This is a genomic window from Colwellia piezophila ATCC BAA-637 (assembly GCF_000378625.1).
In the GTDB taxonomy this organism is placed as follows: Bacteria; Pseudomonadota; Gammaproteobacteria; order Enterobacterales; family Alteromonadaceae; genus Colwellia; species Colwellia piezophila.
This window is the reverse complement of record NZ_KB905171.1, coordinates 42,952-65,035: the sequence shown is the minus strand read 5'-3', so window position 1 is coordinate 65,035 and position 22,084 is coordinate 42,952. Positions and strand designations below refer to the sequence as shown.

Annotated in this window: 17 protein-coding genes and 1 pseudogene; 6 read left to right on the top strand and 12 right to left on the bottom strand. The window is 40.5% G+C overall.

All coding sequences use genetic code 11. The features are described 5' to 3' along the window. Positions 1–401: 401 nt before the first annotated feature. The 3 genes from F580_RS25675 to F580_RS0118360 all read right to left on the bottom strand — a co-directional run bounded on the left by F580_RS25675 (position 402) and on the right by F580_RS0118360 (position 4,207). Positions 402–2,567 carry a hypothetical protein gene (locus F580_RS25675; RefSeq protein WP_019029213.1) on the bottom strand — a complete coding sequence of 722 codons (2,166 nt, stop codon included), beginning with the start codon at positions 2,565–2,567 and terminating at the stop codon, positions 402–404. A gap of 150 nt (positions 2,568–2,717) precedes the next feature. Beyond that, positions 2,718–2,999 (bottom strand): hypothetical protein, encoded by a 282-nt coding sequence (locus tag F580_RS0118365; protein WP_051092110.1) that lies wholly within the window; start codon positions 2,997–2,999, stop codon positions 2,718–2,720. Between the two features lie 449 nt (positions 3,000–3,448). Continuing rightward, the gene (locus F580_RS0118360) at positions 3,449–4,207 is read right to left on the bottom strand and encodes an MBL fold metallo-hydrolase (protein ID WP_019029211.1); all 759 of its coding nucleotides are present in this window, start codon (positions 4,205–4,207) and stop codon (positions 3,449–3,451) included. Between the two features lie 153 nt (positions 4,208–4,360). Between F580_RS0118360 and F580_RS0118355 the strand changes: the two genes are divergently transcribed. Then, on the top strand, positions 4,361–6,763 hold the full coding sequence (locus F580_RS0118355; RefSeq protein ID WP_019029210.1) for a M28 family peptidase: 2,403 nt from the start codon (positions 4,361–4,363) through the stop codon (positions 6,761–6,763). Between the two features lie 125 nt (positions 6,764–6,888). On the opposite strand, the gene F580_RS0118350 is transcribed toward F580_RS0118355, so the two are convergent. From F580_RS0118350 to F580_RS0118340, 3 genes are all read right to left on the bottom strand, one after another. Continuing rightward, positions 6,889–9,984: an efflux RND transporter permease subunit gene (locus F580_RS0118350; RefSeq protein WP_019029209.1), complete on the bottom strand. Its 3,096-nt coding sequence runs from the start codon at positions 9,982–9,984 to the stop codon at positions 6,889–6,891. A 9-nt stretch (positions 9,985–9,993) separates the two neighbouring features. Continuing rightward, positions 9,994–11,130, bottom strand: a complete 1,137-nt coding sequence (locus F580_RS0118345; RefSeq protein ID WP_019029208.1) for an efflux RND transporter periplasmic adaptor subunit — start codon at positions 11,128–11,130, stop codon at positions 9,994–9,996. 103 nt (positions 11,131–11,233) lie between these two features. Next, positions 11,234–11,956 carry a TetR/AcrR family transcriptional regulator gene (locus F580_RS0118340; protein ID WP_019029207.1) on the bottom strand — a complete coding sequence of 241 codons (723 nt, stop codon included), beginning with the start codon at positions 11,954–11,956 and terminating at the stop codon, positions 11,234–11,236. A gap of 186 nt (positions 11,957–12,142) precedes the next feature. Between F580_RS0118340 and F580_RS26975 the strand changes: the two are divergent. Continuing rightward, positions 12,143–12,262: pseudogene (locus tag F580_RS26975) on the top strand (S-formylglutathione hydrolase); the annotation flags it as partial. A 94-nt stretch (positions 12,263–12,356) separates the two neighbouring features. Here the strand turns inward: F580_RS26975 and F580_RS0118335 are convergent. The 6 genes from F580_RS0118335 to F580_RS26970 form a co-directional block, all read right to left on the bottom strand. Continuing rightward, positions 12,357–12,815: a GNAT family N-acetyltransferase gene (locus tag F580_RS0118335; protein ID WP_019029206.1), complete on the bottom strand. Its 459-nt coding sequence runs from the start codon at positions 12,813–12,815 to the stop codon at positions 12,357–12,359. A 1-nt stretch (position 12,816) separates the two neighbouring features. After that, complete coding sequence (locus tag F580_RS0118330) at positions 12,817–13,209, bottom strand: DUF2750 domain-containing protein (RefSeq protein ID WP_019029205.1); 393 nt, start codon at positions 13,207–13,209, stop codon at positions 12,817–12,819. A gap of 83 nt (positions 13,210–13,292) precedes the next feature. Then, positions 13,293–14,495 carry a lipocalin-like domain-containing protein gene (locus F580_RS0118325; protein ID WP_019029204.1) on the bottom strand — a complete coding sequence of 401 codons (1,203 nt, stop codon included), beginning with the start codon at positions 14,493–14,495 and terminating at the stop codon, positions 13,293–13,295. After that, a complete protein-coding gene (locus tag F580_RS0118320) occupies positions 14,492–16,966 on the bottom strand; it encodes an ABC transporter permease (protein ID WP_019029203.1) in 2,475 nt (824 codons plus the stop codon). Before F580_RS0118320 ends, F580_RS0118325 begins: the two co-directional genes overlap by 4 nt. 4 nt (positions 16,967–16,970) lie before the next feature. Further along, positions 16,971–17,639, bottom strand: a complete 669-nt coding sequence (locus F580_RS0118315) for an ABC transporter ATP-binding protein (RefSeq protein ID WP_019029202.1) — start codon at positions 17,637–17,639, stop codon at positions 16,971–16,973. 113 nt (positions 17,640–17,752) lie between these two features. Then, a complete protein-coding gene (locus tag F580_RS26970; protein WP_019029201.1) occupies positions 17,753–17,866 on the bottom strand; it encodes an energy transducer TonB in 114 nt (37 codons plus the stop codon). Between the two features lie 18 nt (positions 17,867–17,884). Here F580_RS26970 and F580_RS0118305 point away from each other — a divergent pair, with 18 nt between their 5' ends. From F580_RS0118305 to ubiB, 4 genes are all read left to right on the top strand, one after another. After that, entirely contained in the window at positions 17,885–18,310 is a 426-nt protein-coding gene (locus tag F580_RS0118305; protein ID WP_342663228.1) for a GGDEF domain-containing protein, read from the top strand. A gap of 601 nt (positions 18,311–18,911) precedes the next feature. Further along, on the top strand, positions 18,912–19,751 hold the full coding sequence (ubiE, locus tag F580_RS0118295) for a bifunctional demethylmenaquinone methyltransferase/2-methoxy-6-polyprenyl-1,4-benzoquinol methylase UbiE (protein ID WP_019029198.1): 840 nt from the start codon (positions 18,912–18,914) through the stop codon (positions 19,749–19,751). Between the two features lie 2 nt (positions 19,752–19,753). Beyond that, positions 19,754–20,470 (top strand): ubiquinone biosynthesis accessory factor UbiJ, encoded by a 717-nt coding sequence (locus F580_RS0118290; RefSeq protein WP_019029197.1) that lies wholly within the window; start codon positions 19,754–19,756, stop codon positions 20,468–20,470. 48 nt (positions 20,471–20,518) lie between these two features. Continuing rightward, positions 20,519–22,084 (top strand): ubiquinone biosynthesis regulatory protein kinase UbiB, encoded by a 1,566-nt coding sequence (gene ubiB, locus F580_RS0118285; RefSeq protein ID WP_019029196.1) that lies wholly within the window; start codon positions 20,519–20,521, stop codon positions 22,082–22,084.

Sequence of the window (22,084 nt, the reverse complement as noted above, 5' to 3'; positions counted from 1 at the left end):
TAACGTCTCAAAAACTTTTTACTCCTTATGATTTATGGACGGAGTTAAATACACCAAATCCCATCTCAGCAATTCAATCATCAACTAGCAAGGGTAGGCCTCGACCCGAGACAGGACGTCGAGGGCTGCCGTTGTTCAGGGAAGATAAATCGGCAGGAATCGTGGTTTACGCTAGTTGTTGATTGAATGTTCTGCTGAGTAGGGCGTCGCAGGGGTTCCAAGGGGAGGCGCGGCGGTACGTCGCCCCTTGGGTGTAGTCGCCACCGCGACGCCAAGCAGGAAAAACAAATACCAAGCCTAGCGATTAATAAGGCCAGTGTAATTAGAGTTAGGCATCAACCATGGAAAAAAATCACATTTAATCAAGTCATAGCACTTTGTGAATACATCATGTTATTACATTATTCAAAGCCAAGTTCTTTCCTGACGCGTTTAGTATCCGTTTTAATTTTCTGTAAAAATTCTTTTATAACGGGTACATTCAGCTTGTCTGCAAAGGTGTATTTAGCGGTTTTGCCATAAACCCAATATTCATGGTCTTGAGGAGTGTCATCTAGTAATTGCTGCGCTAGACTAAAGTTTTCAGCAAGAGTAGCAAGAACGAAGTGGGGCTCGAACAATTTATAATAATAGTAAGATTCAGGGTGACGTTCTCGATAATCCGCTAACTTGGGTAGTAAATTATTGGTGTAATGGTTAACCCGTTCCCTGTCGCCCATATGGTGTAACAGGGTTAAATAAGGAGTGGTCATTCTTAGGTGCTCGATGCTCCACTGTGGTGGCTCTAGTGCCAAAATCCGTCGTCTAAAGGCACTGGTTTTTTCCTCTTTTTTCGCTAAATCCCACATCACCAAGGCATATTGATAATGAAGATCGTAGTACTGGTCATTTTGTCTGGCATCAAACAGCCTGTCCATCGACATATAGGGTAGTGAATAACCATCAAAATAGGCACCAACAAAGCTAAAGCCTGCCCAGAAGCCTTTACTATTGAAATCGACTTGCTGGAGTAATTGTTTAACCTTTCCCCGCTCATTTAAGGCCGAGTAATAACCTATTAAACCTGTGAGAAACCGTTGATTAGGGTTTTTCTGATATCTAGCCCTTGCTTGCTTAAAAGCCTCAAGTGCAGAGGCATGGGGAGAGTCAAATTTTGTAATGTTTTCTGTGGTAGCTAATTGCTGTAAACGTTCAGCGGCTTGGGGGTCAAGGCAGCGTAACGTTGAAAAACGAAATTGATTGCTAAGTTCATCACTGAGCATATTTAACTGTATTGAGTCTAGATAGGTAAGAATTTCTGAGCAAGGAATATATTGCAAGCGCATAAGTCTAAAATAACCAATATGGAATTGTTCTTGGGATGGGTATTGCTGTATACCTTTTTTATAATACTCAGCGGCAAGGTGATAGGTTTGTTCAAAATCATCGAAGATCACGGCTAAGGTGTACAATGAATCGGCATTACTAGGTTGTAGTTCCAAGGTCCGTTGTGCCAGCTGTATTAAATCTTCTGAGGTCAAAGTGACATTCGCCGTTGCGGAAATCTCCAGCATAGCGGTAAAAACTGACAAGCCCATTATCTCAGGGGTGTCTGGATATTGTTCATTCAGCGATATCAAAATAGCTTTTGCTTGGTTTATACCATATTCGTTATATAGTTTAGCAAGGGCTCTGGCCTTAACCAGTTGCTCTACCGCAATATAATCAAGAGACTCCAGGGCAGAGCTGTAATAATTATCTTTGTACAGCAGGTTCAGTTTTAATGCGGAAGCGACCTGTTGGCTAACCTCTTCTTGCACAGCAAATATATCCACTAATTTACGGTTAAAGATGTCAGAAAATAAATGTGCCCCCGAATCCGCATCAATCAATTGCACCGTAATGCGAATATTTTCACCACTTTTCCGCACGCTTCCTTCTACTAAATAATTCACATTGAGCTCTTTTGCTATAGCCCTTAAATCGATGTTTTTATTTTTATAAGCAAAACTAGAGGTGCGACCTGTAACTTTCAGCCCTTTGATACGGGCAAGGCTATTGAGTAATTCTTCTGTTAAACCATCGACAAAATAGTCTTGTTTTTTATCATCACTCATATTTACAAAGGGTAAAACAGCCAGTGATAAAGCAGCTATTGATGCATTTTTAGGATCTTTCGAAACCTTATTTGAGCCTTTCATTTCAACGGTTAAATCAGTCACACTCTCTGACGAATTTGATTCAAAGCGGCTCTCATAAATGAAATAGGTCATGCCGACAATCAGCAAACCGATAATGATAAAATCTAGTTTACGACCGGTATGCGCAGCAATTGATTCTTCGGGGGAAATTTCAGACTCTTTTTTTATACCGTCAGGGGTAATTTCAAAAGCCCAGGCGAAAAACAGCGCAAAAGGAAAACCAATGACGCCAAGGAAAAAGACAACAGTGTTCATCCAGTCAGGCATATTGAATGCAGGCACAGCTGCTTGGGTAACTTGTACTACCACCCACGCCAATACAAGATAAGCAAAACCTACCTTGTATACATTACGCCTTTTAAGCTCGGAGAATATTGAGTCAGACAATGAATAACCTTATTTTCTTTCAAAAACTATCCCTTGAATTTTAAAGTCTAGGTCACTATTAGATATGTGCAAACTGTGTTTCGGTTCGGGTGGTGATGCAGGGTTAGCTTTTAATTAAAAATAATACCTATTGTGATTTAGTGATAGACCTTATTTACGGATTTGAATGTTAGCGTGAGTGTCTATATCTCCTTCCTCATTAATAACAATGACCGCTTCATTAAGTGTCATGACCACATTCATTTCTGCATTTTCAGTGCGTATAAAGCTAAGTGCATAGCCATAGTTATACATGGAACTTACCGATGCTTGCTGAACAACACTGAGTTGTGCCCATAAGGCATGTTTACTTGGACAAGTATGTCTGCGTTCCTCTGACTCCGATTGATTATCACTTGGCAAATTCTGCTGGTTATTACTCATTGAAGACATAAATTATTGACTACCTTGTTACCCTACAACCTCTACTAAGGTATAGCAGTTGCCAATTTTAAAGCAATTAGGGGGCTTACTTACCCTTGAGCTGTTTTCGCTAATCACTACGCCAAGCTACTAATACCTAGGTATAAATATGAAATATAAAAAATATAAAAAACATAAGAAATAAGCCAGAAAATCTACACTAAAAGGCTAAAGCGATGAAAGGTTTCTTGTCGGTTTATATGCTTGTTTCGTCTTGCTATAAAGGTCCAGAAAAATGAAAATTATGAAAAAAAACCTAATGAAAGCTGAAATGGAATGAGCGGTAAAGAGAATATGCCGCATGCAGGTACATCATCAGGGTGTCGAGGATATTGGTAATGACCCGACAGCCAAACATGAAAACATGCCAGTTTTTTAACTTCTTTTGAACATAATCATGCCAGATAGCAACAGTGCGGTTACTTTGACCTGATGAATTTCATTGAGCGTTTTAGTTTTGCCTTAATCAGTCGCCAATGGGTTCTCGGGGTTTTAGGTGCTAAAGCCAATAAATTTTGGTAATCAGCTGCTGAAAAGTTAACTTCGCCACCATGAGCAAGAATAATGCTAGTCGGCTTGAGTGAGATAACTTTGTGCAGTGAAGCGCGATATCGATTGGGGTAAAAAATAGGGAAGGGTGGAATAAATTTATCCTTCACTTTTACCATTAAATCTGCGACATAAATTTTATTGCTAGGTGTGTGCAGTAGCGATAAGTCTCTATCGGTATGACCTTGCGTTGATAAAGCAAGCCAGTCAGTAAAGCCCGGTAATGGTTCTCCATCATTAAGTTTGTAGTCAGCGGTAAGTTGGCTAGAATACCAAATTTTACCACTAGGTTTTTTCATGCGCTTAGCGACCCATTTAGTGAGGAGTATGTCAGTAATATGCATAATTCGGCCATCTAAACCGGAATACCACTGACCACTGACATTGGCGGTCGCTATTTTACAGCCAGTGATTTTACGCAGTTTATTAGCCGCGCCGGCATGATCTGGGTGCATGTGTGTTACCACCACTAAGGTTAAATCACTAAAAGGGCGTTGTAAGACATCGGTAATAAAATGTTTGAGCAGTGAGATATCTGAGCGACAACATCCATCAAGTAGAAGTAACTTATCAGGATACTCCGCCAGTAATATGGTTTGAATATGGCCAGCAAGGTGATGTAGTTTCATATTAAGACACTCGTTTGATTAAGTGGTCATTTGAACAATTATGCCACTAAAAATATAGTTTTATTTATTATTTACCTCGGGAAATATTTCGATAGCTCCCGACAAAGTTTATGCTAATGTATTGGGAAAATTATCTATAAAAAGAATAACAATATGAACAGAACCTTGAACTTCAAGCCGCTTTTACTGACTTTAGTTGTACTCGGTCTCTTAGCCTTTTTTCTAAAAATTCAATATACCACTACTATCGAACCCGTTGCCGCTAATGCACCGGCGAATACCTTTTCAAGTGAGCGAGCATTCCAGTATTTGCAACAGCTTACTAAGGAGCAAGTACCCCATCCGGTGGATAGCTTGGCTAACAGAGTCGTAGAGCAACGCATTGTCACTATCTTGGCTGACTTGGGTTATCAGCCTGAAATTCAAGAGACCACACTATGTCGAGACTCTACACGAGGATTCGCTCGCTGCGTAAAAGTCAGAAATATCATTGTCCATATTCAAGGCAGTAGCGTGGCGAAGGGCATTTTATTAGCAGCTCATTATGATTCTGTACCTGCAGGTCCTGGTGGCAGTGATGCGGGTGCGGCAGTGGGTACCCTTTTGGAGACGGCACGGCTGTTAACACTTACCGAGCCGCCACTTAATTCGATCGTTTTATTGTTTAATGAGGGAGAAGAGTTTGGTCTATTTGGCGCACAAGCCTTTATGGAACAACATCCTCTGGCGAATGAATTAACGCTAGCCATCAATATTGAAGCGCGTGGTAGTACCGGTAAAAGCGTTATGTTCGAAACAGGGGAGCATAGTGGTTGGCTTGTTGAACACTATAGTCAAACCACGCCAGCGCCTTTAAGTAGTTCGCTGTTTTATGAAGTCTACAAGTTTTTGCCTAACGATACCGATTTAACCATATTTAAAAAACATGGCTTACAAGGACTAAACTTTGCTCATGCAGACAGATTACCTCATTATCATACCCCATTAGATAATCTTGAAAACCTCGACCGCGGCAGCTTGCAGCATCATGGTGACAATGTTTGGGGCGTGTTAACGCAGATCAAAGATGCGGATTTAACTAAAGTGGCATTAGGAAACTTAGTCTATAGCGATATCGCCGGCTTATTTATGGTGCACTGGAGCGAAAGCACCAGTTTAGTATGGTCAATCGCTTTATTAATAGTCTTTAGTGCGCTGTGGTATTTGTTTAAAACGCCGTTACAGTTGAGCGCTAAACAACAGGCGAAAGGGCTTTTGGCCTGCTTGATGGTTTTGCTTAGCTCTGGCCTTATCGGTTATGGGGTATTGCAATTAGTCAGACTGTTTAGTGGTCACCAAATGCCTTGGCATGCTCATCAGTTACCCATGCAGTTATCGGTTTGGTTTGCTGTCTTACTTTTCGGGCTGATTATAGGTCGCTTAATTGTTCGAAATCTTAGCGCAATTAATGTCGCCAGTGCCGTGACCTTACTCTTGATAGTGCTAAGTCTAACAACTAGCATTTACTTAACAGGGGTAAGTTATTTATTCCTTATTCCCGCGTCAATGGGCATGGTTACTTTACTAATCTTTAGAGCCGTTACTGGTAATGGTGTACCTAAAACGCTGCCAAACTCGGCGCAGCAAGATATTTCTAATACCGTCACTAAGCCACAAGTTTCGCCGTTAAAAATAGCCTCGTTAATCACTCTGGTACTCGTAACGGCAATTATGTTCATGCCAATTACCTATGTATTAGAGTTAATGGTGGGTTATGGTATGTCAGTGGCTATTGCTGTGATGTTAGCGTTTATTGTCATAACGTTGTTACCACTGTTAACCTTTGATAAGACTAGAACTTCTCACCTGACTAGGTTAGTGATGGTCATCGTATTGTTTGCTAGTGCATCAATCGTGTGGACTAGCACCCAAGCTATCTATACTTCATGGTTACCACAGCGCTTGAATATTCAGTATGTACAAAATCAGCAAAACCAAGCCTTTATTACCACAGGAAGTTCCGCAAAACGTTTGTCAGAGTCATTAGTTTCATCACTGGCAAAAAACAACTCACAGCCGATACAAAATGTCGCCGTCTTTCCCTGGAGTAAAAGGAAATATCAGACCACTGTTGTCACTTCATTAAATAAAGTCGCGCCGGAATTTACCGTGCTATCGACAGAACGGGGTACCACTAAGTTAACCATTAAAGCGCAACTTATTACGGCACAAGTGAATGATGAAAATGCTCAGCTCAGTGATGTTAAATTGTATATTCCGGCAGCATCCGGCTTAAAATCAATAGAAGTTGGTGAATATAGCTTAAGTTATCAATATGATAAACGTAACAGGAATGGTTTTTATGAATATCATTGTCGAGGTATCAGCTGTGTAAATATTGAAATGACTTTAAATTACTATAAGCAAGAAAAACCGCAGCCGAAAACTGTCTTAGTTGTATCGGCTTACAGTGGCTTACCACAAGCATACAATGAGTATATTTCAGCACGTGGTGATAGCAGCGTGCCATCGCAAAATGGCGACCAGACTATTGTATATAAGCAGTTTGAGTTTTAGTTATTTAATCAAATTGGTATAATTTGTAATGAATAAAAAAGCCACAGAGACTAATCGCTCTGTGGCTTTTATTTTCATAATACCGAAACCAGTTAAACTGAATTAACGTTTTGGTAAGTTAACTCTTAAGCTTGTTTGCACTTGTTGAGTGCTTCTTCAGAAACATCAAATTCATGTTCGTCTAACTTGTGTCGTTTTTCCGCTAATAATAAATAAAAGCTCGGTAAAATAAACAAGGTAAAGAAGGTACCAATAAACATACCGGCGACTAAAATAATACCAATACTATTACGCGCTTCCGCACCCGCACCGGTAACAAGTACTAAGGGGAAATGTCCTAATATTGTTGCTGCGGTGGTCATTAAAATAGGGCGTAAACGTGTTGTCGCAGCTTCAGTCACTGCGGCTAACTTATTCGCGCCAAGTTCTTGTGCATGGTTGGCAAATTCAACAATTAAAATACCATTTTTAGCAATTAAACCAATTAAGGTAATTAAACCTATTTGCGAATAAATATTAATGGTGGTCAATTCCATATAAGGAATAAGTAACGCCCCCGATAACGCTAATGGTACACAGCCCAGTAGCACCACTAAGGGATCTCTAAAGCTATTAAATTGTATGGATAACACTAAATATACAATCAATAATGAAATGGCTAACACCATAATTAAGGTATTACCCTCTTGACGTAACTGACGAGACTCACCCGCATAATCAATAGAGTAGCCCAGTGGTAATATCTCTTTTGCTTTATTTTCAATGGCTGATAAAGCCGCTTCTTTGCTAGAGCCAGGCGCAGCGACGCCGTAGATTCTAAAGGAGGCTTGTTGAGCAAAAGTCCCTAACGCTCTAGGTACGGTTTTCCACTTTAAATCAGCCACGGCTGACACAGGTAATAGCTCACCGGTGGGCAGTTTGATGGTTAACGATAAAATTGCCTCGGTTTTACTACGTACTTCATCATTAATGATAGGTATAACGCGATACGCTTTACCATTTGCATCAAAGCGATTAACAAAGTTACTCGATAATAAAACGCCTAGCTGTTCACTTATTTGACCAACTGTCATGCCCAAATCAGCAATCTTTTCACGATTGAGTTGTAACTCAACTTGCGGCAAATCTATTTTTAAATCGGTATCAGCGTAAAGAAATTGACCACTGGCAAAGGCGGCGCCAACCAGTTGATCGGCATATTGCTTCATTTCACTGTAAGGGGCTGACGCTTTCACGATCATTTCTACTTCAAACTGTCCCGAACTCGGTAAAGAAGCCGGTAAGATAGGAAACATATTTAGCCCTGGTATCTGTGCTAATTTCCCATAAATTTGCGGGACTAATGACTGAGCGCTATAGTCGCGATCATCGGCATTAACTAACTCCAAACCACCAAAGCCACCGCCACCAAAAATTATTTGCCAAATTTTCTTGCCGCCTTCAATCTCTTGTAAACTTGCCACAACAGGGTTCATTTGTGCAACGTTATACTCTAGTGATGCATCAGGTGGTGATTGAATAACAAACATAACCATGGATTGGTCTTCTACGGGCGCCAGTTCTTTTTTCGAGTATAGATAAAAAGGCACGGCTAGTAGTGATACCACGATGGCAATCAGAAAGACTTGTCCTTGCCACTTAAATATCTGCGTTAATAAATTAGCGTAACCTCGTTGTGTTTTTTCAAAAAGATGATTCACTTTGCTTGTAAACCAACCTTCCTCGCCACCTTTAGGTGAAGCATAAGCACTCATAATCGGCGATAAGGTAACGGCGACAATGCCTGAGATAATGACAGCAATGGCCAGGGTAAAAGCGAATTCTTTAAATAATACCCCAGTCAAACCCGATAAAAAGCCAATAGGCGCATAAACGGCTGCCAGTGTTAAGGTCATTGAAATAATAGGTACTAGCAATTGTCGTGAGCTGATCAAGGCGGCATCAAATTTCGACATGCCTTGGCGCATCAATCGCGCCACGTTCTCTACGACAACGATGGCATCATCGACCACTAAACCAACAGATAATACGATAGCTAACACGGTTAATAGGTTTAACGAAAAGCCCATCATCGACATGGCGGCTATAGCACCTAAAATAGAAATAGGTATGGTGATTAATGGTACAATGGCACTTCGAAAAGAGCCCATCAAGAGTAGCACTACCAAGCCAACTAAAAAGACGGTTTCAGCTAAGGTAGTAAAAATTTCACTTAACGCATCGCGCATATACAAGGTGCCGTCATAAGCATAATCAATTGAAATACCATAGGGCAGGGTTTTATTGAGCTCCGCTACTGTTTTATATAACCTATCACCAATGGCAATTTCATTAGCACCAGGCAAAGGCCAAATAGAAATATAAACGGCATCTTGGTCGTTTAGTCGCGCGGTAACACTAGTATCTTCAGCGGCAAGTTCAATGTTGGCGACATCTTTTAAATAAATATTTGCGCCATCTACCTTACTGATCACTAATTGTTTAAACTCTTCAACACTGCTGAGCTGGGTATTGGCAACGATATCAATTTTTTGTCGACTATTTTCCACATAACCTAACGTGGCTATGGTGTTATTTGTTGCTAAGGCTTGATAAACATCACTGGCACTTAAGTTAAATACTTGCAGCGCTTCTGCGTTTAACCACACTCGCATTGCCGGTGTTCTAGCCCCTTCAATACCAACTCTTTGTACCCCTTCAATGGCATTTAAAACCGGATTAACTTGGCGAGTTAAATAATCAGTAATACGTGATAAGTCATTGCCATTGGCTTGGACATTTAAATAAAATACTGCAAAAGGTCTATCGGCACGACTTACTGATACCACGGGGTCTTGGGCACCTTGGGGTAATTCGAAACGAATTTGTCCTAACCTGGTATTTAATTCAGCTAATGCCAGTGTTGAATTTACATTAAGTTTAAGCCAAACCGTGACTTTAGAACTACCTGAAGTACTGGTTGAGTCAACGTATTCAACCCCGGGTACCGTTGCTGCTGCCCGCTCAATAGGCTCGGTAATAAAACCTTTGACTACATCCGCTGAAGCGCCGATATAATAGGTTTCTATGACGAGTGAGGCACTGTCTATCTTGGGGAATTGCAGTACTGGAATTTTGCTTGCTGACCATAGGCCGGCAATACAAATAATAATAGAGAGGACGATAGCAACCACGGGTCGTTTAACAAATATGTCCATAATGGATGGTTTACTTTCTTGCATCATAATCCCTTATTCTTTAGTGCTAACATCAGCAGCAGGCGTTTTTACTGCTACGTTGGATTTTTCAGTGGCAGACTCGCTAGCAAGGTATACTTTCATGCCAGGGAATAATTTAAATGCACCTTTATTAGCAATAAGCTGACCCGCTTCAACGCCGCTAAGGATCATCACCTGTGAACCTTGTCGTTCACCCAGTTCAACGGCAACTTGTTGTGCACGATAACTACCTTCACCGGCCGGTTCTAAAACAAAAACATAATTACCTAAAGCATCGCGTTTTATCGCTAAATCAGGTACTGAAGCAAGTGTTTTTTGCTGCGCAATGGGCACTATCACTGACACTAAGGTGTTGGGTTTTAACGCTAACGTTGCTGAAGGTATTTGTGCGCGGTATTTTAAATGGCGTGAAATTCGTGATAACTGAGGGTCTACGGCTATGATGTTTGCTTCATACTCAGCCGTTTGATTCATCGGACTAATTTTTACTATCGACGCTAAACTTAGCTCTTGATAGAACTGCGGCAGATTAAAATCTACCCAAGTAAAGTCATTAACGCCCACGAGTTCAAGTACCTGACTATTTATATCTAAATATTGACCAATTTCTAAAGTATGAATACCTACTTTGGCAGTAAAGGGGGCGGTTAGTATTTTTTTGTCGATTGCTGTTTTGATTACGCTAATATCAGCTTGTGCAATTTGCACTGCTGCACGCGCTTGATCTACTTGCTCTTCACTGATAGTACGATTTTGGTGCAATTTAATATTACGCGCTAAGGTCTGTTGTTCTAGCATCAAAGTCGCTTGAGCGGCCATTAATCGGGCATCTTCGTCCCTATGGTCTAATTCGAGTAGTACCTGACCTTTTTTAACAACACTGCCTGAAGCCGCATTTAAACGGATAATTTGACCGGCAAGTTCGTTATTGATCATTAAAAATTTGAATGCTTGTACTTCGCCACTGACTTTAATATGTTTTTGGTAGCTAACAGTACTAACTTTCACTGCCGTTACGGTGGCTGCAGGCTCTGGCATGTTGGCTGCCTGAGCTTTTGCCGCTTGTTGTAATGATGATTTATAGCTATGTAAACCAAAAATTGTTGCGGCTAATATGATAATCACCAAAAGCCATTTAGTTATATTCATGATTGTTCCTTTATCTCTTTTAGGTAAAGCGTCTAGACAATAACTAAACGTTTTACCCTAGTGTGGTGATGTTGTTGAATGATAGTTTATTAGTGTTCTAAACTTACCTAAGCCCAGCGTCTGCTAGGTGTAGGCAAACTTTGTTAATGTCTTCATTTGATATTTTGTTTTGCCAATCATAACTATTGACTAAACGTTGCATACTGTTGATATGCAAATCATCCGGAGCTAGTGCTGACATTTCTTCTGTTGAATTTTTATCAGGGTTATTGTGCCGGCAATGGTGTAAACGTACCGTTTGAAAATAACCTATCGATAACGACCAGGCACCTACGTTTATCTCTTCAATATCTCGATTACCTGAGGTTAACTCACCGGAATCTGCAGCGGTTTGCAAAAACTGTTGAAACATCGTTTGGCATCGCTCTCCGCAGGCAATCATTTGTGTTAACCAACGCTGCGAGCAACGTTTCATCATCGCCTCTGTATTGACAATGCTTTCGAGCTGATGATCAAAGTTATACATTTGCACCTTAGAAAAGTCTAACAAGCTCAAGGCAATTATTCGTTCTGGTGTTGTTAAAGGTAAAGCGAGCACTTTGTTAAACACACCTTGGCGTTGTTGATACATGCGCGTGGCTAAGGCAATCAGCACATCTTCTTTACATTGCACGAACTTATAAACAGAGCCCATCGACAGACCGGCTAATTTAGCAATAGCAGACATAGAAAAGTCTAAGAGACTACTGTCTTCGATAGCCTTAATTGCAGCGCAGATAATTAGTTTTTCTTGTTCTTGTACACTAAACCTCGGAGCTGGAGCCATAATAAACCTATGTATAATGTTATTCGAATGTCGTTCAAATGTTATTTTAACTGACTTTTTGTTAAATTCAAGCATAAATCGTTATTTACACAGGTACTTTTTTGGGTGTGGTTGCTTGTGGAGAAGGCTAGGGAAGTAGTCGTTATTTTTTTGTGATAGAGCGTAGCGGGTAAATATGGGTATCGGGCTATTGCGGGACAAGTTATGGATGGGCACAGGACGTTAATCATCGCAATGAAAAACCCAGATAAATATTGTTCAGTATCTGCTTGTAACGCTTATTTAGGTGATGATAAATTTAGCTAGGGTGAACATGATGCCAGTGAATTAATGAAAGCTGCGAGGCAGGTCGTGCCAGCGAGAATTAGCCAAGGGCAGCTGATGATTTTTAAATGATATATTAGGATATTTCTTTAGACATGAAAGTGCTGTAAGGATCTACTTGATAATCGGCAAAGGGCAAACAAGTTTCAAAGCCAAGTTGTTGATAGAGCCTTTGTGCAGGGAGGAATGCATCCATAGTGCCGGTTTCTAAACTGAGCTTTTGGTAACCACGACTACTTGCTTGGTCGATCATATGCTCCAGTAGCAACTTAGCAACGCCTTGGCGTAAAAAGTTCTTAGATGTGCGCATAGATTTTATTTCACCATGACTATTATCTAACTCTTTTAACGCGCCACAACCCGCTAATTCGTCCCCTTGCCACACAGCCCAAAAGGTGATATCTGCATGTGATAATGCTGATAAATCCAAGGCATGTACACTTTCAGGCGGCGAATGGTGCAACATCTCTTGATGATGTTCTTCTAACAAGGCGATCACTGCGGGATGAGTTAGTGCTCCGATGTGTATATCCATGCTACTTTCGATTCTGCTTTTTGGTTTCTTTAAGTAAAGCTTGTTCAAATTCTTCAGGGAATAACACTAAACCTTGGTTATCTTGATTAGGAAACACTACTAAAGCCAGTTCATCGTCAGTCAAACCCAAGCTCCAACGGCTATACCATTTATCCAAAGAGATAGATTGGGGCTTACATGCATGCCACTCACCGGTTGCCCAGCGCTGAGCAAACGCTTCATTTGGCCATACTGGTACACAATCTTCATCGTCTGTATTGAGCATCATACAGCCATGTTCATCAGCCAATATCCAAATTTCTTTATTGCTAATAACTTGTTGCAGTAAGTAGTTTACGCGTTTTTCATCATCGTATTTTTCGATAGTATCGAGTTGTTCAGTTGATATAGGCATGGGCAGGAATGGCTGTTTGGAATAATTGCTAATTATTTTATCGTGTTATCCTTACACAAACAACAGCAGCCTTTAACTGCTGGTTAGTTATCACTATAACCGGTCATTTCGACAAAACCGACCCCTTGATGACTACCACTAAAAGTCACCATGCCTTCAAAGTACTCAATACCAAAACGCATAATTTGTTGCTCATTAACTACTTTTACCTTGATATCTATGCCTTCTTTAGCAATAACTAATGAAAATGATTGTGGGTAGGGTGAACTACTGGTGGCGTTACGTTTCTGGTTATAGTTATGACTGATAAGGGAGATCTCATCCGATGTTATGCTACGAATTTCGCCATTACGCGCCATTATGCTGGCATAAAAGTAATCTTCGCTGTCTGAGCGAACACGAAAAACCATCAAGGCCGTGTTTTCATTTAAGCGCAGAGAAAACCAGTCCCAACCTAGCTGATCTTGCCCTAACATTTGTGAAGCCCATTCACGATCGAACCAGGCTTGGCCAGTAACTTTTTGCCATCTACCTTGCCAATAGACCTTGCCTGTCACTTCTATAAAGGGCTGAGAATAATAGTGACTGGCGATATTTAAACTAGGGTGCTTAAGGCTAAAGCCATTTTCGCCCTGCAGAAAGTAGTCTTGTCTCGTTGATAAGTTTAATTCTACCTGCCAATCATTATTTGCCGCAGTTAGAATTGCCTTTTCCTTTATTAAGGGATCTGCTTCACTCGGTATTGAACCAATAGCTGAGCCATAAACTAGCCTGGCAGGCAGTAAAGTCGAGGTCGATTGCCATTGCCAGTCATCTATTGTGGCACTAAAAGGCTCAGTGGTTATTTTGACGTTGCCGAACTCTTCGCGGCCATTTCTATAAGCGGTGTTATGGCTTTTTGCATCAGCTAAAGCGGCATGAGCGAAGTACCAGTGTTTATTGCCAACTGCACGGCGAAAGAGGGTCCATTGGCTCGCTAATGACTGACCATCTTCAGTGGTTAAAGTAGCGGTTAGATACCACCACTCTTGGCGGTAATTTTTCTGCGGAGCATGGGCTTGTGGAAAAACAACCTGATTATCTATTGAAGGGCTAGCAAATTCACCGTTATCATCAGCAAGCAATTTTAGCGGACTACGTTTTCTATCAACCTCTTCACTACAGCCAGTAACAATTAGGCCGCAGGCTAACAAGATTAATAGCTGTTTTAAACAATGTTTGAGGCGATGTTTTAAGTTAAGTTTTAAGTTATGTTTTAAGGAATATCTGCAGCATAAAGTTTTCATGACAAACTCGCCCTCACATTGAGTTTATATAAGGGAATAGCTAATGCGGGCAATAATATAATTAGCCCGGTAAAGCTAGTGAAGGCAAATGGCGCGATATCTAATACTAGCGGCATAGACCAACCAAATGATGCTGGTAGCACCTTTGATACCAAGGCTTTAGCCAGTAGACCAGCGACCGGCCAACTAAGTAACAGCACACCAAAAGCTAGCAATAGCCACTGCATCAACATATGACTAAAGAGTTCCATACGGCTATAACCTAAGCTACTTAATGTATGTAAATCTGGCTTGCGTGCCAATTCCAAATTATTGGCTGATAAAAATAGCCCAAAGCAGGCGATAACCAGTAAAACAAAAGCAATGGCTTGAGTGAGTACAAAGGTTTGTTTAAATATTGCTAATGCCATTGTTTTGATTTGTTCAGGTACAAATATCTGCTGGTCATCAAGACCAAGCTGCTCAGCTAACGCAGGTAGACTTAACTTGTTATTGTCATGAAAGTAGACACCAAAGCCACGTTCACGCCAACCTGAAAGGGGGATTTGCTTAGCCTTTAACGGTATTTTTACCGAGTAGCCTTGATTGCCATAGTCATAAAAAATAGCTGTTATTGTACAAGTAAGTGTCTGCGTGCCTTGTTTGATGGTGAATTTCTGGTCTAGTGCTAAGCCTTTTTTCAAAGAGAGTTGTTCATTGATATAACAAATGAATTGCCCAGTAGGCTTTTGTTTGGACGACTTTATTTTAAACAATAAACTGTTTTGTTGTTTTACTGACATAAGTGCATGCACTGCCAGAGTATCATTATCGTATTTGGCGGTAGTCTGTTTAAAGACAACATATTCATCAATATTGTCTTGTTGATTTAACCAGGTCTCCACTCTGTCTTTTTGCTTAGGGTTATAGCTGATAAAGAGGTCTGAGCTGAGCAACTGATCTAAATAGGTGGTGAAAGATTTTTCAAAACTATTAACCATAAGCGCAGCGGAAATACTGGCAGTGAGTGCTAGGTAAAATGCAGCTAAGGGTAAATAACGTCTGCCTACTTGTTGGCGGGCATCTTTTACAACAAACTTGAGGCGAAATGAGCGAGTTAAATAACTCATGCCCTTAAGTAAGTAGCTCAGTAAATTAGGTAATAATGCGACACTGGCGATTAACAGCAGGCCATATTTTATCATTAACTGATGCCAGGAGTTTTGTGCATAAACCTCAGGCCACAGCAGGAAAATAGCCAGTAAGGTTCCCCCTATTGCCGCACTTGCGCTGTAGTTAAATGGCTGGGGCACAATACGGGCAGTTAGCGCTATTTTTGCTGAGCTAATAACCCTAAACTGTTTTAATAGTGCTAAAAAAACGGCGACGCCCGAAATGACGAATGCCCACAAGCTATATAACCAATGCCATTGAAAATGACCAGTTTGTCTTAGCTGATAAAGCTGTTCTAAGGTGATGCCTAATATGGGCAGTAGTATTGAAACCAAGGCAAAAGCAATGGCTATACCTATAATACTGGCGAGCAAGGTTAAGGCAAAGGCTTCACACAACATGACTTTTTGTATACTGGTTAACTCTACGCCGAGTAAACGCAATTTTGCCGCTAACTCGCCGCGCTTTTGCCATGCTTGATTAGCGGCTTGAAAAGCGATAAATAAACTAACGATAAAACCTAAAATGGCCAGTGCTGATAAATTTAAGTGTAAAGCATCGGCAAAACCTTCCCGCTCTTCCAGTGACCAGGCCTCTTGTATGGATAAGTACTCTGGCAAGGCTGCTGCCAACCGGACTTTTTCAGCATCGCTAATAGCGCCAACCATTAAATGACTAAAGCCTTTGATATCCGGAAAAATCTGCCAAGCAAGCGGTAAGTCAATTAAGGCAACGTTACCCCAGTCATTTATTTGGTTGTAGTTAACTTTTAATGGCTGCCCATCAGCTAAGGTAACTTGCTTCACTTCATTTATAACTGTTGCTACATCAAGGGTTGATTCATCAGTTAAGGCCTCAGGTAAAGTATTCGTTAAGCCAAGAGATTCTGCGTAGTCACTGCTGAGGTTAATGCGATTAGTAGTAAAGCTCTCTGGCATAGTCAATACCAGTGGTAGCATGTCCATGGCTCTAAAGGTTATTTTTTTACCGGAAGTTAGCGTTTTACGAAAAAGCTGTGCTGGTGAAAGTTGATGAAAGCCTTGTACTGTTAACTTGCTAAAGTCATCGATAGAAATATTGTGCCCTTCATTGGCAACAATATAAAAGCTCACGGGAGATTTTAACCGGCTGTTGGCTTCTTGGTACTGCTGCTCACTGGCATGATTTAATACCAAAATGCACAGTAAAGTACTGGTGGCTATGGCTAAGCTTAAAATGAAGCCAAGGTTTAATAAGGGCTTGTGTAAGTATTCAGCAAGATGCGCTTTTAATACCAAGAAAAACTCGCTCGTTTTTCCTTTGCTCAGGTTGTTCTGCATGAGGTTAGCCAGTTACTAAGCAGATGGAAGATTCTTGTAAACGATAAATCTTATCCATACTCGCGGCTACATCAGCGCTATGAGTGACCATGAGTAGTGCCGTATTGTTAGATTTTGCCAATTTGACTAACTGCGCTACTACCTGACTACTATTCTTTTCATCTAAATTGCCAGTTGGCTCATCGGCAAGCAGTAATTTAGGCTTACTGTTTAGCGCGCGGGCAATGGCAACTCGCTGCATTTCCCCACCTGATAAGGTTGCAGGATACTTTTTTAATAAACTGCTTATGCCAAGTTGCTCCGCTAGGGCTAAACCATGTTGAGCATCATAGCGACCAGCGAGTTTGGCGCTGAATTCGATATTATCCTGCACGGACAAGCTAGTAAGTAAGTTAAATTGTTGGAAAACAATACCAATATGTTGTTTTCGTAACTGGCTAAGTTGTTTATCACTGGCTTTTGTTAATGATATGCCTGCTACTACAATCTTACCGTGCTGAATTGGCTCAAGACCTGCTATTAAGTTAAGTAAGGTTGTTTTACCACTACCACTGTCACCCATTAATGCCACACATTCACCTGGGGCAACGGATAAATTTAAATCAACTAACAAATGGCGATGATTATCACCATCGATGATCTGATGGTTGAGCGATTGGATCAATAAGGACAAAATAATTCCTTTTTTATTGAGGATTGCCGCGAGCTAATAGCTTTACAGCGATAAGTTAAATTGCTCTACCAGCAAAGTTAAGCACTTTTTATTACCGGTATAAACATAGTCGTTCAACAACTTTTTAGCGCTTGTTTAGCTGCTTTATCAAAAGTTCGTTTAGGTTGAGGGTCGACAATGAAAATATTGACCGCTTCACCAATAGCATTAATATCAAAAGCTAACACTACCCAGCCTTCAATGCCATCTCTAGCTGCACTTATGGGTATTTAGGATTTATTCTAACCAGTGGTCTTGCATCTGCATCAGTTTGGTTTTTGTTAATCGATATCGATTTTTTCAAAGCATACAATGATAATTACGGCCATTTAGCTGGCGACGAGTATTTGAAAAAAGTTGGCACTTGTCTTAAGCCGCAGGTTAATCTTGCTGTTGATCAGGTTGCTAGGTACGGTGGTGAGGAGTTTGCTTTTGTTTTATTAGAATCTCATGATGTCGAGTTAATCGCCCAGCGGTGCCTTAAATCTATTGAGGCGTTACCCGTTAAACATGAGTTTTCTAAAGTTGAACCTGTGCTTACCATTACCATTAGCATTGGTTATTGTACGATCATTCCGAAGAAGGATACTGCTCCTAGCAGTCTTATTGCTGCTAGGATTAACCTTTTATAAGGCTAAAGGCAGAGGTAGGAATAATGCACTGGCGAGTTTAGCTGCTAAGTCACCGCAAGCCTACAGTATATAATGGTTATTTTCCTCAGGAAAAGTTATACCAATTTCATTACATTATTACCCACTTGTGCTGGCTAAAATACTCCAAGGCTGCGTTACTCTCAATCCCAATAGGGAGTATTGCTCAATCGAGCGTCTTACCTTGATTTATTTTTCCTTCGCGCAATAAAATCACAAACTTAATGACAGGTGTATTACTTTATTTCAGGCAAAAAAAACCGACAGCAGAGGCCATCGGTGAGTTAGCTATGGGGAAGCTAGAATATTCAATTATTACAACAAGCGTTCGCATAAGGGAACGAAGACAAGTATAGAGTAACTGCTCTATACTGGCAAGTGTATTTTGTAACTTTATTTCACTTTAGTTGCTTTATTACGTAATGTGCGTGCCAATAAATACCTTTTACTATGATTATTATTCATTAATGGTGAGAACACTTGCGTTAAATCAATAAAAAACCGCGGGGTATTTGGTGATTTAGCATGCATACAGTAAACTAGCGGCAATTATCGTTTTAATATTGCTTTAAGTGAAAATACCATGTCATCTTCAGATCAACATTCTCAAAATAGTGACTCATCTACTAACGCTTCTGCACCATCCGATGTTGACACTTCAGCCGACAACTCAGCGGATAGTAAAAACACAACGCATTTTGGTTATAAAACTATAGAAAAAGACGATAAAATTTCTATGGTTGCTGGCGTTTTTCACTCAGTTGCCAAGCAATATGATGTGATGAATGATTTAATGTCATTTGGTATTCACCGTTTGTGGAAACGTTTTACTATTGATGCCAGTGGTGTACGCCCAGGTAATAAAGTATTAGATCTTGCTGGCGGTACCGGTGATTTAACCGCTAAGTTTTCGAAATTAGTCGGCCGTGAAGGTCAAGTGGTTTTGGCTGATATTAATAGCTCAATGTTAAATGTTGGCCGTGATAAGTTACGTGATAAAGGTTTAGTGCAAAATATAGAATATGTGCAAGCGAATGCTGAATATTTACCGTTTGAAGAAAATACCTTTGATATCGTCACTATCGCTTTTGGTCTGCGTAATGTAACAGATAAAGATAAAGCCTTACGTTCTATTTATTCGGTATTAAAACCCGGTGGCCGTTTATTAGTGTTAGAATTTTCAAAGCCTGAAAATGAATTATTGAATAAAGCTTATGATTTTTATTCATTCAACATTCTACCTAAAATCGGTGAACTAGTAGCGAAAGATGGCGAAAGCTACCAATACTTAGCCGAATCTATTCGTATGCATCCGGATCAAGAAACTTTAAAAGCTATGATGGAAAACGCTGGTTTTGAACAAACCACCTTTAAAAACTTAACTGGCGGCGTAGTTGCCTTGCATAAAGGTTATAAGTTTTAACCATGCAACGCTCTAATAAGTCGCCATTAGCTGCTCAGACTACTCAATCGAGTGTTCCCGTTAGCACTCTATTGAGTACTTTATTTAGTGAAGGCTTATTATTACCACAAGCCACAACTTCAACCATTGAATTGATTATTAATAAAGCTTTGGCTTTAAATAACAATAAATTGGTCTCCTTTGCGGCGATAAGTCAAAAAACGCTGACGATAAAATTAGCTGAGCTGTCCTTTCCATTATCTTTTACCGTAAATAATAACGCAGGTTCAACATATATCATGGTGAGAGCTGCTGCTGATTTTAGCGATTGCACCATAAAGACCAGCCTCAACACCCTTAAAAAATTAAAAGCTAAGCAGTCACTGACACAGTTAATCAAGCAAGATGAGTTGGACGTGAGTGGTGATATTAAGGTGGCGCAACAATTTACCAGTATTATTGAAACACTTGCAATAGATTGGCAAAGCGAGCTTGCTAGACACCTCGGTGATGTACCAACGCATAAACTCTTACAGTTTGGTAATAAAATCACCAAATCGCTGGTCGCTACTGGTAAGCAGCTTGAAGCGGATATTGGCGAATATATCGTTCATGAAAAACGTCTTGTGGTGACTAGCAGCCAAATAAATGCCTTTAATCAACAAACAAAAGACATCGCCAGTAAAGTAGATGCCTTGTCTGATCGTATTGATAAAATCTTATTAACTGTCGCTAACTAAATCCTAGTTCGACCTTCAACTAATAAACCATAGGAAATAATAACCGCCGTGAGTAGTCAACGTCTTTATCAAATCGTTAAAACCTTCTTGAACTTTGGTTTAGATAAAATGGTTCCTCCAGGACTATTACCTTGGTATGCCAAAGCTGGCCGGGCGAGTTTATTTTGGCTGAGAAACAAACATAAAGATAAAACGCCAGAGCAACGATTTCGCTTAGCCATAGAGTCTTTAGGGCCTGTTTTTATCAAATTTGGTCAAATGTTATCAACTAGACGTGATTTATTACCGCCAAAGTTAGCTGATGAATTAGCTTTATTGCAAGATAAAGTAACCCCCTTTGACGGAGTACAAGCAAAAGAGCTTATTATTGCCGCCATGGGCGAAGAGGTTTTTGAGCAGCACTTTAAAGATTTTGAGCTGACCCCACTTGCATCAGCCTCTATCGCACAAGTTCATACCGCAACCTTACTCAGCGATGGCGAAGAGAAAGATATCGTTATCAAGGTATTACGCCCTAATATAAGTAAAACTATATTGGCGGATATTAAAGTGATGTCTTTCTTTGCTGGCATCGTCGCGCGTTGGTTACCTGATGGTAAGCGTTTACGTCCTAAAGAAGTGGTCGAAGAGTATCGTAAAACCATTTTAGATGAGTTGGATCTTAATCGCGAAGGGGCTAACGCTATTCAATTAAAGCGTAATTTTGAGCAGGGCAGTGAATACGATAAAGCGCTTTATGTGCCTGAAATTTATAGTGAATATAGTTTTATAAATGTTCTAGTGATGGAGCGTATTTATGGCGTTGGTGTTGGCGATATTGAGACGCTTAACCAACTTGGCGTCAATATGAAGTTATTAGCTGAACGTGGTGTAGAAGTGTTTTTCACCCAAGTATTTCGTGACAGCTTCTTTCATGCCGATATGCACCCAGGTAATGTTTTTGTTGATGCCACGGATCCCGCCGATCCTACTTGGATCGCGATAGATTGCGGTATTGTTGGTACCTTAAATCGTGAAGATAAACGTTATTTAGCGGAAAACTTTGTTGCCTTTTTTAATCGTGATTATCGAAAAGTGGCGCAATTGCATGTTGACTCTGGGTGGGTGCCAGCCAATACCAGTGTCGATGAATTTGAGTTCGCAATCCGTACGGTTTGTGAGCCTATTTTCAATAAACCGCTGTCAGAAATATCCTTCGGCCAAGTGCTTGTTAACTTATTTAATACCGCGCGCCGCTTTAACATGGAAGTGCAGCCGCAACTGGTCTTGCTGCAAAAAACCTTATTGTATATTGAAGGTTTAGGTCGTCAACTCTATCCACAGTTAGATTTATGGCAAACGGCAAAACCCTTTTTAGAAAATTGGGTGAAACAGCAAATGGGCGTGAAAGCGGTCTTTAGTAAAATTAAAGCCAACTTACCGTTTTGGAATGAAAAGCTGCCTGAGATGCCGGATTTAATTTATGACTATTTGAAAACCAGTCGTGAAAATCAGCACCTACAAACCCAATTAATGCAGACTATGCTGGCCAGTCAGAGCAAAAGCAATCATCGAATTATTTATAGTATTATTGGAGCAGCAATGATCATTGCAGCGGCAATTCTGCTAAGTTAG